We start from the raw sequence: 14,764 nt of genomic DNA, 5'->3' as shown, positions 1-14,764 counted from the left end.
GGGGGGGGGTGCGGGGGGGGCCGGGGGGGGGGGCCGGGGGCGGGGGGGGGGGGGGGGGGGGGGGGGGCGCGGGGGGGGGGGGGGGGCCCCCCCCCCCCCCCGTCGTCCGCTCCGCCGCGTCGGGCGTCAGCGCATCTTCCCGCCGCGAGGCATCCGCATGTTCTTCGGCATCGGGCCCTTGGGTAGCGGCATGTTGCTCATCAGGTCGCCCATCGCGCGCAACCGGTCGTTGGCGGCCGTCACCTGCGGACCGGCCAGCACCCGCGGAAGCTTCAGCATCTTGGTGCGCACCTTCTTCAGCGGCACCTGGCCCTCGCCGTCACCGACGATGATGTCGTGCACCGGCACATCGACAAGGATGCGGGCCATCTTCTTCTTCTCGGCCGCGAGCAGCGCCTTCACCCGGTTCGGGTTGCCCTCGCCGACCAGGACGATGCCCGCCTTGCCGACGGCCCGGTGGACGACGTCCTGGTTGCGGTTCATCGCGACCGCGGGGGTCGTGGTCCAGCCGCGGCCCACCCGGTCCAGCACCGCCGCCGCGGCGCCCGGCTGCCCCTCCATCTGCCCGAAGGCCGCACGCTCGGCGCGACGTCCGAAGACGATCGCCATCGCGAGGAGGGCCAGCACGAAGCCCAGGATGCCCAGGTAGACGGGGTGGTCGATCAGGAAGCCGACCCCGAGGAGGACACCGAAGGTGACGATTCCCACGCCCGCGACGACAAGACCGACCTTGGGATCGGTCCGCCGGGCCATCTTGTAGGTCAGGGCGATCTGCTTGAGCCGCCCCGCGTTCTCGGCGCTGTCCGCGCCTTCAGTGTTTGCCTTCCTCGCCATGAACAGAAGTTTACGTGGCTCAGGAACGACGGTCGGCCGCGGCCTCCAGTACGTGCTCGGCCTCGACCCGGTCCTTGGCCCGGCGTCGGTCCTCAAGGACGGCCGTCCAGGCGTTGCGGCGGGCGGTGCGCTGGCCGCCGCCCAGCAGCAGCGACTCGACGGCACGGAGGGCGTGGGTGACGGAGGGGACAGCGGTGGCGCGTACCGGCACGGCCTGCATCGTGGAGATCTCCTCGGAGCGGATGTGCGGACTGAGTCGCGTGATACTCAGCTGCCCGGGCCGAACTGCCCGGGACTGCGTTGCGCGAAGCGGGTGGCGTGCGCGGCGCGCGGGAAGCGGCGGTGACGGTGGCCGCCGTACCCCGTGCACCCAACGTCACTGCTCGGTGTTACCAGCGCATGACCGGTCGGTCAAACACCAATGAAACCTTGATCCGGCCGCCGCGCACGCCGAAGCGGCCCATACGCGCCCCCGACCTGCGGGGAGCGTCCGGGCCGCGACGGACCTGCGATTACTGCTCAGTAGCTTCTTGTGATTGGATTCACACGGCGGTCGCCGACGCGGCGGCACCGCGGCGCTCGATCGCCTGCTGGAAGAGGCGGCCGGCACGGTACGAGGAACGGACCAGCGGCCCGGACATCACACCGGAGTAGCCGATGGCGTCGGCCTCGTCCTTCAGCTCCACGAACTCCTGCGGCTTCACCCAGCGCTCGACCGGGTGGTGACGCACGGAGGGGCGCAGGTACTGCGTGATGGTGATCAGCTCGCAGCCCGCGTCGTACAGGTCCCGCAGCGCCTCGCTGACCTCCTCGCGGGTCTCGCCCATGCCGAGGATCAGGTTGGACTTGGTCACCAGACCGGCCTCGCGGGCCCGCGTGATGACCTCCAGGGAGCGCTCGTAACGGAAGCCGGGGCGGATCCGCTTGAAGATCCGCGGCACCGTCTCCACGTTGTGCGCGAGCACCTCCGGGCGCGAGGAGAAGACCTCGGCGAGCTGCTCGGGCACCGCGTTGAAGTCGGGGATCAGCAGCTCGACCTTGGTGCGGCCGGCCTCCCGCTCCGCGGTCAGCGCGTGGATCTGGCGCACGGTCTCCGCGTACAGCCAGGCGCCGCCGTCCTCCAGGTCGTCGCGTGCGACGCCGGTGATGGTGGCGTAGTTCAGGTCCATCGTGACCACGGACTCGCCGACCCGGCGGGGCTCGTCCCGGTCCAGCGCCTGCGGCTTGCCCGTGTCGATCTGGCAGAAGTCGCAACGCCGGGTGCACTGGTCGCCGCCGATGAGGAACGTGGCCTCGCGGTCCTCCCAGCACTCGAAGATGTTGGGGCAGCCGGCCTCCTGGCACACCGTGTGCAGACCCTCGCTCTTCACGAGCTTCTGCAACTGGTTGTACTCGGGGCCCATCTTCGCCCGGGTCTTGATCCACTCGGGCTTGCGCTCGATGGGGGTCTGGCTGTTCCGGACCTCCAGGCGCAGCATCTTGCGCCCGTCGGGTGCGACAGCGGACACTCCGGCACTCCCCTTTGCTTTCACTGCATTGGATTCTTCGGCGAACACCAGGGTACGCCCGTGATTCAGACGGCTTTACGTCTGGCCAACCTGGACCCGGCAGGGCGTATTCCCCGCCGGCTCCCAGACTGTCATGCCGTGGCCACGGCATCCGTCGGTTGCCCGACGCCGCGCGGGGCGAGCTCGGCGTTCTCCAGCACGTCGCGGAGGTGCTTCTCGACGACCGGGAGCGCATCGGCGATCGTGATGTCGCGGCCCAGTTCGTACGCGAGCGAGGTGACGCCGGCGTCGCGGATGCCGCAGGGCACGATGCGGTCGAACCAGGTGGTGTCCGGGTTCACGTTGAACGAGAAGCCGTGCATCGTGACGCCCTTGGCCACCCGGATGCCGATCGCGGCCAGCTTGCGGTCCTCGCGGCGCTGGCCGGCGTTGGACGGGGCGTACTCGGGGCCGTGCAGCCGCGCGTCGAACTCCTCGTCGTCCAGTCGCGGGTCGAAGTCGAGGGAGAGGCCGCCGAGGGCCGGACGGTCCTCGACCGGGTCACCGAGCACCCAGACGCCGCTGCGCCCCTCGATCCGGGTGGTCTCCAGACCGAACTCGGCGGCGGTACGGATCAGGGCCTCCTCCAGGCGGCGGACGTGCGCGACCACGTCCACCGGGCGGGGCAGCTTCTGGATGGGGTAGCCGACCAGCTGCCCGGGGCCGTGCCAGGTGATCTTGCCGCCGCGGTCCACGTCGATGACGGGGGTGCCGTCCAGGGGGCGCTCGCTGTCGACGGTGCGCCGCCCCGCCGTGTACACGGGCGGGTGTTCCAGCAGCAGACAGGTGTCGGGGACCGTGTCCTCGAACCGCGCCGCGTGCACCTCGCGCTGCTTCTGCCAGGCCTCCTGGTAGTCGACGGCTTCCTCGCCGAATCCCAGCCGGACGAACCGGAGCTCGGTCACGACAGATGCCTCCCTACTCGCGGTGGCGCGAGCCGGGGATGCCCGAAGCCGCGTCACCATGCACTGAATCAGCCCCGAGCCACTGTACGACCGGCCCCCGGGGCGCGGCCCGGCAGGTCGATCCCGTCAGCGCCACCCTCAATCCTCACACGATCGGATGAAAGCGGGGCGATGGTGGCTATGACTGCTGCTCAGGCCGCTAAATTCGCGCCGTTCCATGAGGGCCTGTCCGGAGGAATCGGACGCCGCGGCCCCGGCCCCGATCCGCCGGACAGGCCCCAGGGCTGCCCGCCCGGCCCCGAAGGCAGGAGACCGTACAGCTGATGTCGGAACGACCTCCGCAGCGCACCCCCAACCGACGACTCGCCTCGCTCATCACCGAAGCCGGCTTCTCCCACGCCGGCCTGGCCCGCAGGGTGGATCAACTGGGCCTGGAACACGGCCTCGACCTGCGGTACGACAAGACCTCCGTGACCCGCTGGCTGCGCGGCCAGCAGCCGCGTGGCACCACTCCCGCGCTGATCGCCGAGGTCTTCACCCGGAAGCTCGGCCGTCGCCTCTCCGCGCAGGACCTGGGGCTCGACGCGTGCGCCCCCGTCTACGCGGGCCTGGAGTTCGCGGCCACCCCCGCCGAGGCCGTCGACATCGTCAGCGGGCTGTGGCGCAAGGACTCGGGAAGCCACGCGGAACTGCGCAAGATCGCCTTCACCCCGGCGGGGCTGGTCGTCCCCAGCCGGGACTGGCTGATCGGCAGGCCCGACGAGTGGGTGGGGCGGGACCGCGAGTTCTCCGCGCCGATGGCGGGCGCCGCGGGCGGGAACCGTACGTTCGACGACGTCCACACGGCCGGGGGAGCACCGGGACCGCACGGATCGCCCGGGTACCGGCCCGGTGGCCCCGGGGCGACACCCGGAACGGTGGGCCGCGGCGGAACGCGCGGACCCGTGCCGTCCCGGCCCACCGGACCGACCGCACCTCCCGGCGCCCCCCTCGGGCTTCCCGGCGCCCCCGGAGTCCCCCGGCAGCGGCAGACCGACCGCGGTCCCGGCCAGCGGGTCGGCGGCGGCGACGTCGCCGCGCTCCGCTCGGTCGGCGAGCTCTTCCGCACCCTCGACCACACCTACGGCGGCGGTCACGCCCGGCAGGCCCTCGTGCGCTACCTGGAGCACGAGACGGAACCGATGCTGCGCGGGACCTACGGCGAGTCCACCGGGCGCAGACTCTTCTCCGCCGCCGCCGACCTGACCCGGCTGGCGGGCTGGACGTCGTACGACATCGCGGCCCACGGTCTCGCCCAGCGGTACTTCGTCCAGGCGCTGCGGCTCGCCCAGGCCGCCGGTGACCGCGCCTACGGCAGCTACGTCCTGATCACGATGAGCCGGCAGGCGGTGTACCTCGGTCATGGCAGGGAGGCCGTGCAGTTGGCCCGTGTCGCCCAGCAGGGCATCGGCTCGTCGGCGCCGCCCGTCGTCCAGGCCCTGCTGCACTCCGTCGAGGCACGCGGTCACGGAGTGCTCGGCGACGCCCGGTCCTGCACCGCCTCGCTGGCGCGCGCGGAACACTCGCTGGAGATCGCCCGCCACGGGGACGAGGCCCCGTACTGGGCGCGGTACTTCGACGAGGCACAGCTCGCCGACGAGTTCGGTCACTGCCATCGTGACCTCCAGCAGCACCGGGCCGCGGCGCAGCACGCGGAGCGCTCCCTCCAGCTGCGCGCCCCGGCGTACGCCCGCAGTCGGCTGTTCTGCCGGGTGGTGCTGGCCTGCGCGCGGCTCGGACTGGGCGAGCTCGACCAGGCGTGCGTGCTGGGTGCCGAGGCCGCCCAGCAGGCGACCGAGATGCGGTCGGCGCGGGCGACGGAGTACGTACGGGACTTCGAGCGCCGGCTGGAGCCGTACCGGGACGCCGCCGCGGTGCGCGGCTACCGCGAACGGGTCGCCGCGCTGGGATGAGCCGGGCGGGCCCCGAGCCGGCCGGGCCCGGGGCGCGGCCGGGCGACGGGAACCGGACCGGCCCCGGAGGCCGTCGCTACGCCGCTTCGGGCAGGGGCGCCCCGCTCCCGAGCCCGGGCCGCACGCCCAGGTCGGTGAGGATCGCCTCGGCCGCGCGACGGCCGGAGAACAGGGCTCCCTGCACGGTGCTGGTGTCGCGGTGGTCGCCGCACACGTACAGTCCGGCGAGCAGCCGGACCGGGCGACGCAGGTCGTGCGGGGCCGGCATGGCCGGGACGGCCTCGGGATCGTGGTGGGCGGCCAGCAGCTCCCAGTCGTCGGTCGGGGTGCCGTACAGGGTGGCCAGATGGGCGCGGACCGTGCGGTCCAGGTCCGGCGGCGGCGTGCCGAGCACCGTCGAGCTGATCAGCGTCCGGCCGAGCGGGGCGCGCGACGGGTCGACCGCACTCATCACGGCGGTGTGCGCGACGGGGCCCGAGCCGTCCGCGTTCAGCAGCAGCGAGGCCCCGGTCGACGGGGGCGCGGGAGCGGTGTGGTGAAGGACCGTCACCGGATGGAAGGACGGCATCCGCAGACCGGGCAGCAGGTGCGCCGCGGCGCCCGCGCCCGTGGCCAGCAGCAGCGAACGGCAGCCCAGCTCGCCGTGGTCCCTGGTGCGGACCGAGGTGATGTCGGCGGCCGTGACGTGCACACCCGTCCGTACGGTCCCGGGCGGCAGCGCCGCCGCGAGCAGCTCCGGCAGCCGGCCCGAACCGCCCGCGGGTACGCACAGCCTGCCCCGGGCGTAGTCGCGCAGGGCGAGATCGGCGCACCGGCTGGACGTGGTGAGTTCCGGGTCGCTGAGCAGCGCGGAGAGCAGCGGGCGCAGGAAGCCGCCGACCGTGCGGGAGGGCAGGCCGCGGTGGGACAGGGCGGTGAGCGCGTTCTGTTCGGGCCGGGCAAGGATGCGGGAGGCCGGGGTGGCGGCGAGTCGGCTCAGGGCGGCACCCAGCCGGGCCTGGTCGATCGGCCCGCCCATCGGCGGGCGGGGGGCGCCTGCCAGGGCGCGAGCCGCCTTGAGCGCGCCCCGCGCGCCCCGCGCGTCGCCGATCCGGTACGGGCGGCCCTCGCTGTGGACGAGCACCCCGGGGGCGAAGTGGCACAGGTCGAGCCCTTCGAGGGCGGGGATGAGGCGGAGCTCCGGGTACGAGGTGCTGAGCAGCGGACCGAGGCGGTCGAGCAGAAATCCGTCCGACTCGGTGGTGGTCATCCGGCCGCCGATCCGGGGACCGGCCTCCAGGACGGCGACGCTCACCCCCGCCCTGGTCAGTCGGTGGGCGGCTGACAGGCCGGCGATCCCGGCCCCGATGACGACGACGTCCGCGTGATGTGCCGAGCTGAGCACGTGCCCTCCCCGAGTCGGCGCAACTACTGGGAGGCCCTTGCCTCCGACAGGCTCCCGGAATGCCCGAGTTCGCCAGCAGGCTAGGAGGGCGGCGGGGGCGGGCGCAGACGCGCGCACCGGGGGCACCGGTGCACGGGGTCGCATGCCCGTCCGAATCCGCGGCGGGCGCGTGACCCGTGTGCCGCGGGGGGCGCGGGCCGATGTGCGCCGGTGCCGCCCCGACGCGCTCGGCGCGGGCCGCATCGAGGCGCCGGGCCGCCAGGCGCGGCTGTGCGCTGGGCTCCTCGTGGGGCGTGGTCGTTCAGCGCAGTGCCGCGCGGATCGCGGCGTCGATGCCCGGGAAGGCGAACACGAAGCCGGAGTCCAGCAGCCGGCCCGGCAGCACCCGCTGGCTGCCCAGTACGTCCTCGGCGAAGTCCCCGAGGGCGAGCCGCAGGGCCGGTGCCGGGGCGGTCAGCACGGTGGGGCGGTGCAGCACCCGTCCCATCGCGGCGGTCACCTCGGCGTTGGTGACCGGGTCGGGGCCGGTCAGGTTCACCGGCCCCGACACGGAGTCCGTGTCCAGGAGGTGCCGCAGCGCCGCGACCTCGTCGTGCAGCGCGATGAAACTCCAGTACTGGCGCCCGTTTCCCAGCCGTCCGCCGAGCCCGGCCCGGAACAGCGGGAAGAGCCGGCCCCAGGCCCCGCCCGCCCGGCCGACCACCAGACCGGTGCGGGCGTGCACCGTCCGTACCCCCGCCTCTTGGGCGGCGGCCGTCGCGGCCTCCCACTCCACGCACACCGACGGCAGGAACCCCTCGCCGGCCGGGGCGCTCTCGTCGACCGCGCGGTCCCCGGTGTCGCCGTAGTAGCCGATGGCCGATCCGGAGACCAGCACCTTCGGCGGCACGTCCAGCGAGGCGACGGCCTCGGCCACGGCGGTCGTGCCGAGCACCCTGCTGTCCCGGATCTCCCGCTTGTACGCCGCTGTCCAGCGATGGTCCCCGACCCCGGCCCCGGCGAGATGGACGACGGCGTCGCACCCCACCAGACCCGCCACGTCGACGTACCGGCGCCGGGGGTCCCACTCCACCTCGTCCCCGGACCGCGCCGGACGGCGCACCAGGCGCACGACCTCGTGCCCGTCCGCCCGCAGCGAGCGCACGAGCGCCGTTCCGACGAGTCCGGACGCTCCGGTGACAGCGATGCGGGAGTGCGGCATGGACCCCATCCTGCCGCAGCGGCGCCCGGATGCCCCACCGGCCGGGCCGGGATAAAAGGGGCTGACCGGGGGACACGGGCCTGGCACAGTGACGTGCATGTCCGAAACCCACGCACGCCCGGCGTGTTCCGTTCGTCCCGCGACGCCCTCCGACGAAGCCGCGCTCGCCGAACTGGACCGTTCCACCTGGTCGACCCTGCACGCGGTGATGCCGCGGCCGCAGCCGCCGTACGAGCCCTTCTTCGACGACCGCCACACGCCCGGGGACTTCCTCGTCGCCGAGGTGCGGGACGCGGCGGGCGGGCCGGGGCTCGCCGGGTACGTCAGGGTGGTCCCGCCGACCCCGCTCGCCTGCAACGCCCATGTCCGGCAGATACAGGGACTGGTGGTGGCCGGGTGGGCGCGCGGTCGTGGGGTGGCCAGGACCCTGCTGCGGGCCGCGTGCGCCGCCGCCCGGGACGACGGCGCCAACCGGATGACGCTGCGGGTGCTCGGGCACAACGCGCCCGCGCGCGCCCTGTACGCGTCGGAGGGATTCGTCGTCGAGGGCGTACTGCCCGGCGAGTTCTTCCTGGACGGCCGTTATGTCGACGACGTCATGATGGGCCGCCCGCTCGCCCCGTGACCCCGCCCGCCAACGGCTCAGCCGCCGAACAGCCGCATGCCGCCGATGAGTTCGTGCAGGCAGCGCACCGCGAGATCGGCGGGTGAGCCGGGGCCGCTCGTCGGCGCGTCCGTCAGCGCCCAGGACTCCAGCGCGACGCGCACCGCGTCCGTGGCGGCGGCCGCGGCGAGCCGCACCTCCAGCGGGTCCGCCCCCTCGCCCGCCAGCCGGGTCAGCACCGGCAGCAGCCGTTCCTCCGACTCCTGGTTGACCCGGTACCAGACGGCCCGCAGGGCCGGGTCGTCCGCCGCCGCCCGCAGCAGTCCCCGCGTCCGGGCGAGCTCCTCGGCTGCCTGCGCGTCGGGCACGTGGAGCGCCTCGGAGACCGCCCGCTCCAGGACCCCGGCGAGCGATTCCCCGGGGTCGGCCGCCTCCAGCAGCGCCCGCCAGCGCTCGGCGCCGCCGTGCAGCAGCGGACCCACCGCGTCCTGCTTGGAACGGAAATACCGGTAGAAGGTCCGCAGCGCGACGCCCGCCCGGCGGGCGATGTCCTCGGCCGTGGTGCCGTCGGGCCCGCGCTCGGCGAAGAGCGCCGCGGCGGCGCGGGCGATGTCCATCTGGGTCGCGGCCTTGCGGCGCTCGGTGAGGGACGGCTGGTTCGGCTTGGCGCTCATTCCCCGCAGACTACCTGGGCGGAGCCCCCCGGCAGCGAAACGAGAGGCATGGAATGACGTCATGGCAAAACATGCCACTTGGGCGTACGGTGGACATCGATCGAGGCGGTGAGAGCGAGCTTCGGGACATCCCACGACATTTCGAGACGGTGACGGAAGTCACCGGGACCGGGAGAGAGCAGACATGAACCGCTACGACAACCGCCGCGCACTCGTCACCGGGGGCGGCTCCGGCATCGGGCAGGCCACCGTCCACCGCCTCCTCGCCGAGGGCGGCCGCGTCGTCGCGGCCGACGTCAACGAGGCCGGACTGCGGGCCACGTACGCGACGGCCGAGGCGAACGGCACCGCGGGCCGCCTCACCACCCTCGTCCTCGACATCGCGGACGAGGCGGCGGTCCGGGCGGGCGTCGCCTCCGCCGTCGACACCCTCGGCGGCCTGGACGTCCTGGTCAACGCGGCAGGGATCCTGCGTTCCGAGCACACGCACAAGACGTCCCTGGAGTTCTTCAACAAGATCATCGCCGTGAACCTCACGGGGACGTTCCTGATGATCCGGGAGGCGATACCGGCCCTGCTGGCGGGCGACGAGCCGGTCGTCGTGAACTTCTCCTCCACCTCGGCGAGCTTCGCGCACCCCTACATGGCGGCCTACGCGGCGAGCAAGGGCGGCATCCAGTCCATGACGCACGCGCTGGCGAGCGAGTACAGCAAGCAGGGGTTGCGGGCCGTCGCCGTCGCCCCCGGCTCGATCTCCTCCGACATGACCAGCGGCAACGGTCCGGGGCTGCCCGCCGATGCCGACATGTCGCTCTTCGCCAAGCTGTCCCCGGCACTCGGGCAGGGGTTCGCCAGCCCGGACACCGTCGCGGGCGTCGTCGCGATGCTCGGTTCCCGGGACGGGGCGTTCATCACGGGCACCGAGATCAGGATCGACGGCGGTACCCACTTCTGAGCGGACTTCCGGGCGGGCCTGCCGGCGCGGGGACCGGCCCCGCGGCTCCCGGCCGCCCGGAACCGTTCCCGTTTCCGGCCGCCCCGAAGCCGCTGCGCTCTCAGTCGCCCCGGAACCGTTCCCAGAGCGAGGGGAAGCGCTCCGCGAGCGCGGCCTCGTCCTCGACGCCGAACGGGACGCCCTCCGGTTCCTCGGCCTGGGGCGGCAGGCCGAGATCCGGCGTGACCACGCCGGTGAGCTGCTCGTACGCCTCGTCGGCGGCGTAACCGAGATCCTCGCCGTCCCCGTCGACCTCCTCGTCGAAGTCGTCGAGGAGATCGGCGAGGCCGTCCGGATCGTGCAGCGCGCCCTCGAAGACCTCCCGCCCCTGCCCGATCAGCCAGCAGCGGAAGAAGTCGAAGGCGTCCTCGTTCGCCCCGCGCAGCAGTACGGCGGCGGCTCCCCACACGTCCCAGCGGTACGCGCGGTGATAGCGGGCCTCGAAGTGTCGGGCGAAGTCCAGCACGGCCTCCGGATCCAGCCGCAGCAACCGCTCGACGAGCAGGTCGGCCTGCTCCTCGGGGTCGCCCTCGGCGGCCTCGCGGGCACGGTCGACGATCTCCCAGAACTCCGTCTCGTCCATCACGGATCCAGCATCGGCCGTGCCGTCGCCCGACGCACGCGGACGGCGGGGGAGTGGAGCCCTCAGCGGTACAGCTCGTGCAGGCGCCGCGCCGCGGCGATGAACCGGTCCCGCAACGCGGCCGGTTCGAGTACCTCCAACTCGGGTCCGAGAGTCATGAGTTGGCTGTACGCGACATCGAGGGACTCGACCGGCACGGCGACCGTGAGCCACCCCCGTGCGTCGGGCGGGCCGGCTGTCCCCAGGGCCTCCCGGACCGCCGAACGGTCCATCGTGTACGGCAGTCGGCGTACGCCCTCCGGGGACAGCCGCACCGTCACCTCGTCGCGCAGCAGCGAGCGGGCGAACTGGGCGGCCCGCTCCTCCCAGAACCCCGGCAGGTCGAAGTCCTCGTCGCGGGTGAACCGTTCCTCCGACACCGTCACCGCCGAGAACCTGTCGATGCGGTACACCCGGAAGTCGTCCGCCACCCGCGCGCAGAGATACCAGACCCCGGCCTTCAGGACGAGCCCGTACGGGGCGAGGACCCGCTCCACGTCCTCGTCCCGGCCGCCCCGGCGGTAGTGGGCACGGACGATCCTGTCGTCCCGGACCGCCTCCGCGATCTCGGGCAGCAGCTCCGGCGCGACCGGCTCCTGGTACCAGGCGGGTGCGTCGAGGTGGAAGCGGCGGGCGGCGCTGTCCGGGGCGTTGCGCAACGACGGGAGCAGGGCCGCCGACACCTTGAGCCGGGCGGCGGACGCCGCGTCCTGCAGACCCATCTCGCGCAGGGCGGACGGCAGCCCGGAGAGGAAGAGGGCCTCGGCCTCGGTACGGGCGAGGCCCGTGAGACGGGTGCGGTACCCGCCGACCAGCCGGTAGCCGCCGGCCCTGCCCCGGTCCGCGTAGACCGGGACACCCGCCTCGGAGAGGGCCTGCGCGTCCCGGGTGACGGTCCGCTCGGACACCTCCAGCTCACGGGCGAGTTCGGCGGCGGTCATGGCGGGGCGGGACTGCAGCAGCAGCACCATTTTGATCAGACGGGCGGCACGCATGAAGCCATTGTGGCCGTCGGCCCGCTCCGCACCGACCGGGGAAGGGACGGTGGCAGCGGGCCGACGGCCGGAAACGGTGGCCGGGACGGGCCCGGCCACCGCGTCACCTCACAGCCCGTAGCGCTCCCGGGCCTCCTTGACCGAGGACGCGTTCACCTCGCCGCGACGGGCCAGCTGGGCCAGCGCCGCGACCGTGACCGACTGCGCGTCCACACCGAAGTGGCGGCGGGCCGCGTCACGGGTGTCCGACAGACCGAAGCCGTCCGTGCCGACCGAGGACCAGTCCTGGTCCACCCACTGGCTGATCTGGTCCGGGACCTGCCGCATCCAGTCGCTGACCGCGAGCACCGGACCCGGGGCGCCCTCCAGCGCCCGGGTCACGTACGGCACCCGCTGCTCGCCCCGCAGCAGCGCCTCGTCGCACTCCATCGCCTCGCGGCGCAGCTCGCCCCACGAGGTGGCGGACCAGACGTCGGCCGTGACACCCCAGTCCGCGGCCAGCAGCTCCTGGGCCTCCAGGGCCCAGTGGATCGCCGTGCCGGAGGCCAGCAGCTGGACGCGCGCGGCGTTCGCCTTCGCGGGCGCGCCCTCCTTGAAGCGGTAGAGCCCCTTGAGGATGCCCTCCTCGACGCCCTCCGGCATCGCGGGCTGCGGCTTCGGCTCGTTGTAGACCGTCAGGTAGTAGAAGACGTCCTCCGCGTCGGGGCCGTACATCCGGCGCAGACCGTCCTTGACGATCACCGCGATCTCGTACGCGAACGCCGGGTCGTAGTTGAGCGCGGCCGGGTTCGTGGAGGCGATCAGGTGCGAGTGACCGTCGGCGTGCTGGAGGCCCTCGCCCGTCAGCGTCGTCCGGCCCGCAGTGGCGCCGACCACGAAGCCGCGGCCGAGCTGGTCGCCGAGCTGCCAGAACTGGTCGCCGGTGCGCTGCCAGCCGAACATCGAGTAGAAGATGTAGAACGGGATCATCGGCTCGCCGTGCGTCGCGTACGACGTGGAGGCGGCGATGAAGTCGGCCATCGCGCCGGCCTCGGTGATCCCCTCGTTGAGGATCTGGCCGTCCTTGGCCTCCTTGTAGTACATGAGCTGGTCGCGGTCGACCGGCTCGTACGTCTGGCCCAGCGGCGAGTAGATGCCGGCCGACGGGAACAGCGACTCCATGCCGAAGGTGCGGGCCTCGTCCGGGACGATCGGCACCCAGCGCCTGCCGGTCTGCTTGTCCCGCATCAGGTCCTTGACGAGGCGGACGAAGGCCATGGTGGTGGCCATCTCCTGCTTGCCGGATCCCTTCTTCAGCGCGGCGAACGCGCGCTCCTCGGGCTCCGGCAGCGCCACCACGTGCACCCGGCGGGCCGGGGCGGGGCCGCCGAGGGCGGCACGTCGCTCCTGGAGGTAGCGCACCTCGGGGGAGTCGGCGCCCGGGTGGCCGTAGGGCACCAGACCGTCGGCGAAGGCGCTGTCCGGGATGGGGAGCCCGAGCAGCTCGCGCATGTCCTTGAACTCGTCGACGGACAGCTTCTTCATCTGGTGGTTGGCGTTCTTGGACTCGAAGCCCTTGCCGAGCGTGAAGCCCTTCACCGTCTGGGCGAGGATCACGGTCGGCGCGCCCTCGTGCGCCAGGGCGGCCCGGTAGGCCGCGTACACCTTGCGGGGCTCGTGGCCGCCGCGCGAGGTGTAGAAGCATTCGGCGATCTTCGCGTCGGTGAGCAGCCTCGCCAGCTCGGCGAGCGCGGGCTCGGCACCGAAGAAGTGCTCCCGGATGTACGCGACATCGCGGGTGGCGTACGTCTGGAACTGGGCGTCCGGGACCTCGCGGAGCCGGCGTACCAGCGCGCCGGTGGTGTCCAGCTGGAACAGCTCGTCCCAGGCGCTGCCCCAGAGCGTCTTGACGACGTTCCAGCCGGCGCCGCGGAAGGCGCCCTCCAGCTCCTGGACGACGCGGAAGTTGGCGCGGACCGGGCCGTCGAGGCGCTGCAGGTTGCAGTTGATGACGAAGGTCAGGTTGTCGAGCCGCTCACGGGCCGCGAGGGCCAGGGCGGCGGTCGACTCGGGCTCGTCCATCTCGCCGTCGCCGAGGAAGGCCCAGACGTGCGAGTTCGAGGTGTCCTTGATGCCGCGGTTGTGCAGGTAGCGGTTGAAGCGCGCCTGGTAGATCGCGGAGAGCGGGCCGAGGCCCATCGACACGGTGGGGAACTCCCACAGCCAGGGCAGCCGCCGCGGGTGCGGGTAGGACGGCAGGCCGTCGCCGCCCGCCTCCTGGCGGAAGTTGTCGAGCTGCTGCTCGCTGAGCCGGCCGTCGAGGAAGGCGCGGGCGTAGATGCCGGGGGAGGCGTGGCCCTGGATGTAGAGCTGGTCGCCGGAGCCGTCCCCCTCCTTGCCGCGGAAGAAGTGGTTGAAGCCGGTCTCGTAGAGCCAGGCCGCCGAGGCGAAGGTGGCGATGTGGCCACCGACGCCCAGCCGGGCGCCGCGGGTGACCATCGCCGCCGCGTTCCAGCGGTTCCAGGCGGTGATCCGGCTCTCCATCTCCAGGTCGCCGTCGAACGCGGGCTCGGCAGCGGTCGGGATGGAGTTGACGTAATCGGTCTCCAGCAGCTTGGGCAGCGCGAGACCGGCGCCCTCGGCGTGCTGGAGGGAGCGACGCATCAGATACGCGGCGCGGTGCGGGCCCGCTGCCTTGGTCACGGCGTCCAGGGAGGCCGCCCATTCGGCGGTCTCCTCGGGGTCGCGGTCCGGGAGCTGGTCGAGCTCGCTCGGAAGCTTTACGAGGTCGGTCATGATCGCCGCCTTCCGGAGTGGGAGGGGGGTGGAGAAATCCCTGACTGGCAGGACAGGGCGATGGGGCCGGTGGGCCCGCGAGTGAACTGTAAGTCGCCGATCGATGATCGATCAAAGGATGAAGGGCAAAACTTCTCGATATGAAGAAATTGGCATTCCGTGCCGCGAAACGGGGCACGGAGTGACGGGATTTAGTACATAAATGGGGCGCTCGTTCGCACGTACGAGCGCGCCCCGCATCAGATGGGACCGCCGTCCGCTCCCGCCGTCGGCTCCC

Annotated in this window: 13 protein-coding genes; 3 read left to right on the top strand and 10 right to left on the bottom strand. The window is 72.9% G+C overall.

What is annotated here, in order from left to right:
• Nucleotides 1–126: 126 nt before the first annotated feature.
• The 4 genes from ACF1CT_RS16335 to lipB all read right to left on the bottom strand — a co-directional run bounded on the left by ACF1CT_RS16335 (nucleotide 127) and on the right by lipB (nucleotide 3,286).
• Entirely contained in the window at nucleotides 127–834 is a 708-nt protein-coding gene (locus tag ACF1CT_RS16335; RefSeq protein WP_391784483.1) for a DUF4191 domain-containing protein, read from the bottom strand.
• A 19-nt stretch (nucleotides 835–853) separates the two neighbouring features.
• Nucleotides 854–1,054, bottom strand: a complete 201-nt coding sequence (locus ACF1CT_RS16330; protein ID WP_376245161.1) for a hypothetical protein — start codon at nucleotides 1,052–1,054, stop codon at nucleotides 854–856.
• 322 nt (nucleotides 1,055–1,376) lie between these two features.
• A complete protein-coding gene (gene lipA, locus ACF1CT_RS16325; RefSeq protein ID WP_391784482.1) occupies nucleotides 1,377–2,342 on the bottom strand; it encodes a lipoyl synthase in 966 nt (321 codons plus the stop codon).
• Between the two features lie 131 nt (nucleotides 2,343–2,473).
• A complete protein-coding gene (lipB, locus tag ACF1CT_RS16320) occupies nucleotides 2,474–3,286 on the bottom strand; it encodes a lipoyl(octanoyl) transferase LipB (protein ID WP_391784481.1) in 813 nt (270 codons plus the stop codon).
• Nucleotides 3,287–3,609: 323 nt separating this feature from the next.
• Between lipB and ACF1CT_RS16315 the strand changes: the two genes are divergently transcribed.
• Nucleotides 3,610–5,238: a regulator gene (locus tag ACF1CT_RS16315; RefSeq protein WP_391784480.1), complete on the top strand. Its 1,629-nt coding sequence runs from the start codon at nucleotides 3,610–3,612 to the stop codon at nucleotides 5,236–5,238.
• Nucleotides 5,239–5,314: 76 nt separating this feature from the next.
• Here the strand turns inward: ACF1CT_RS16315 and ACF1CT_RS16310 are convergent, their stop codons facing one another.
• Complete coding sequence (locus ACF1CT_RS16310; protein WP_391784479.1) at nucleotides 5,315–6,622, bottom strand: NAD(P)/FAD-dependent oxidoreductase; 1,308 nt, start codon at nucleotides 6,620–6,622, stop codon at nucleotides 5,315–5,317.
• Between the two features lie 301 nt (nucleotides 6,623–6,923).
• Nucleotides 6,924–7,823 (bottom strand): TIGR01777 family oxidoreductase, encoded by a 900-nt coding sequence (locus ACF1CT_RS16305; protein WP_391784478.1) that lies wholly within the window; start codon nucleotides 7,821–7,823, stop codon nucleotides 6,924–6,926.
• A gap of 97 nt (nucleotides 7,824–7,920) precedes the next feature.
• Between ACF1CT_RS16305 and ACF1CT_RS16300 the strand changes: the two genes are divergently transcribed.
• On the top strand, nucleotides 7,921–8,448 hold the full coding sequence (locus ACF1CT_RS16300) for a GNAT family N-acetyltransferase (protein WP_391784477.1): 528 nt from the start codon (nucleotides 7,921–7,923) through the stop codon (nucleotides 8,446–8,448).
• A 17-nt stretch (nucleotides 8,449–8,465) separates the two neighbouring features.
• Here the strand turns inward: ACF1CT_RS16300 and ACF1CT_RS16295 are convergent, their stop codons facing one another.
• Entirely contained in the window at nucleotides 8,466–9,101 is a 636-nt protein-coding gene (locus ACF1CT_RS16295) for a TetR family transcriptional regulator (protein WP_391784476.1), read from the bottom strand.
• 184 nt (nucleotides 9,102–9,285) lie between these two features.
• On the opposite strand from ACF1CT_RS16295, the gene ACF1CT_RS16290 reads away from it, so the two are divergent.
• Nucleotides 9,286–10,056, top strand: a complete 771-nt coding sequence (locus ACF1CT_RS16290; protein WP_391784475.1) for an SDR family NAD(P)-dependent oxidoreductase — start codon at nucleotides 9,286–9,288, stop codon at nucleotides 10,054–10,056.
• Nucleotides 10,057–10,156: 100 nt separating this feature from the next.
• Here the strand turns inward: ACF1CT_RS16290 and ACF1CT_RS16285 are convergent, their stop codons facing one another.
• The 3 genes from ACF1CT_RS16285 to aceE all read right to left on the bottom strand — a co-directional run bounded on the left by ACF1CT_RS16285 (nucleotide 10,157) and on the right by aceE (nucleotide 14,487).
• Nucleotides 10,157–10,678, bottom strand: coding sequence for a DUF4240 domain-containing protein (locus ACF1CT_RS16285; RefSeq protein WP_391784499.1), 522 nt, complete (start codon nucleotides 10,676–10,678; stop codon nucleotides 10,157–10,159).
• 62 nt (nucleotides 10,679–10,740) lie between these two features.
• Complete coding sequence (locus ACF1CT_RS16280; protein ID WP_391784474.1) at nucleotides 10,741–11,712, bottom strand: helix-turn-helix transcriptional regulator; 972 nt, start codon at nucleotides 11,710–11,712, stop codon at nucleotides 10,741–10,743.
• Between the two features lie 108 nt (nucleotides 11,713–11,820).
• On the bottom strand, nucleotides 11,821–14,487 hold the full coding sequence (gene aceE, locus ACF1CT_RS16275; RefSeq protein WP_391784473.1) for a pyruvate dehydrogenase (acetyl-transferring), homodimeric type: 2,667 nt from the start codon (nucleotides 14,485–14,487) through the stop codon (nucleotides 11,821–11,823).
• Nucleotides 14,488–14,764: the final 277 nt, after the last annotated feature.

This window comes from Streptomyces sp. NPDC014734, from assembly GCF_043083325.1.
Lineage (GTDB): Bacteria > Actinomycetota > Actinomycetes > Streptomycetales > Streptomycetaceae > Streptomyces.
Note: the sequence above shows the minus strand (reverse complement) of the source record. Positions and strands in the feature narration are given on the sequence as shown.

Bases quoted from the DNA above. Each gene is read 5' to 3' on its own strand.
- aceE (WP_391784473.1), bottom strand. From the start codon at position 14,487: ATGACCGACCTCGTAAAGCTTCCGAGCGAGCTCGACCAGCTCCCGGAC.
- ACF1CT_RS16335 (WP_391784483.1), bottom strand. From the start codon at position 834: ATGGCGAGGAAGGCAAACACTGAAGGCGCGGACAGCGCCGAGAACGCG.
- ACF1CT_RS16295 (WP_391784476.1), bottom strand. From the start codon at position 9,101: ATGAGCGCCAAGCCGAACCAGCCGTCCCTCACCGAGCGCCGCAAGGCC.
- ACF1CT_RS16315 (WP_391784480.1), top strand. From the start codon at position 3,610: ATGTCGGAACGACCTCCGCAGCGCACCCCCAACCGACGACTCGCCTCG.
- ACF1CT_RS16285 (WP_391784499.1), bottom strand. From the start codon at position 10,678: ATGGACGAGACGGAGTTCTGGGAGATCGTCGACCGTGCCCGCGAGGCC.
- ACF1CT_RS16330 (WP_376245161.1), bottom strand. From the start codon at position 1,054: ATGCAGGCCGTGCCGGTACGCGCCACCGCTGTCCCCTCCGTCACCCAC.
- ACF1CT_RS16305 (WP_391784478.1), bottom strand. From the start codon at position 7,823: ATGCCGCACTCCCGCATCGCTGTCACCGGAGCGTCCGGACTCGTCGGA.
- ACF1CT_RS16290 (WP_391784475.1), top strand. From the start codon at position 9,286: ATGAACCGCTACGACAACCGCCGCGCACTCGTCACCGGGGGCGGCTCC.
- ACF1CT_RS16300 (WP_391784477.1), top strand. From the start codon at position 7,921: ATGTCCGAAACCCACGCACGCCCGGCGTGTTCCGTTCGTCCCGCGACG.
- ACF1CT_RS16280 (WP_391784474.1), bottom strand. From the start codon at position 11,712: ATGCGTGCCGCCCGTCTGATCAAAATGGTGCTGCTGCTGCAGTCCCGC.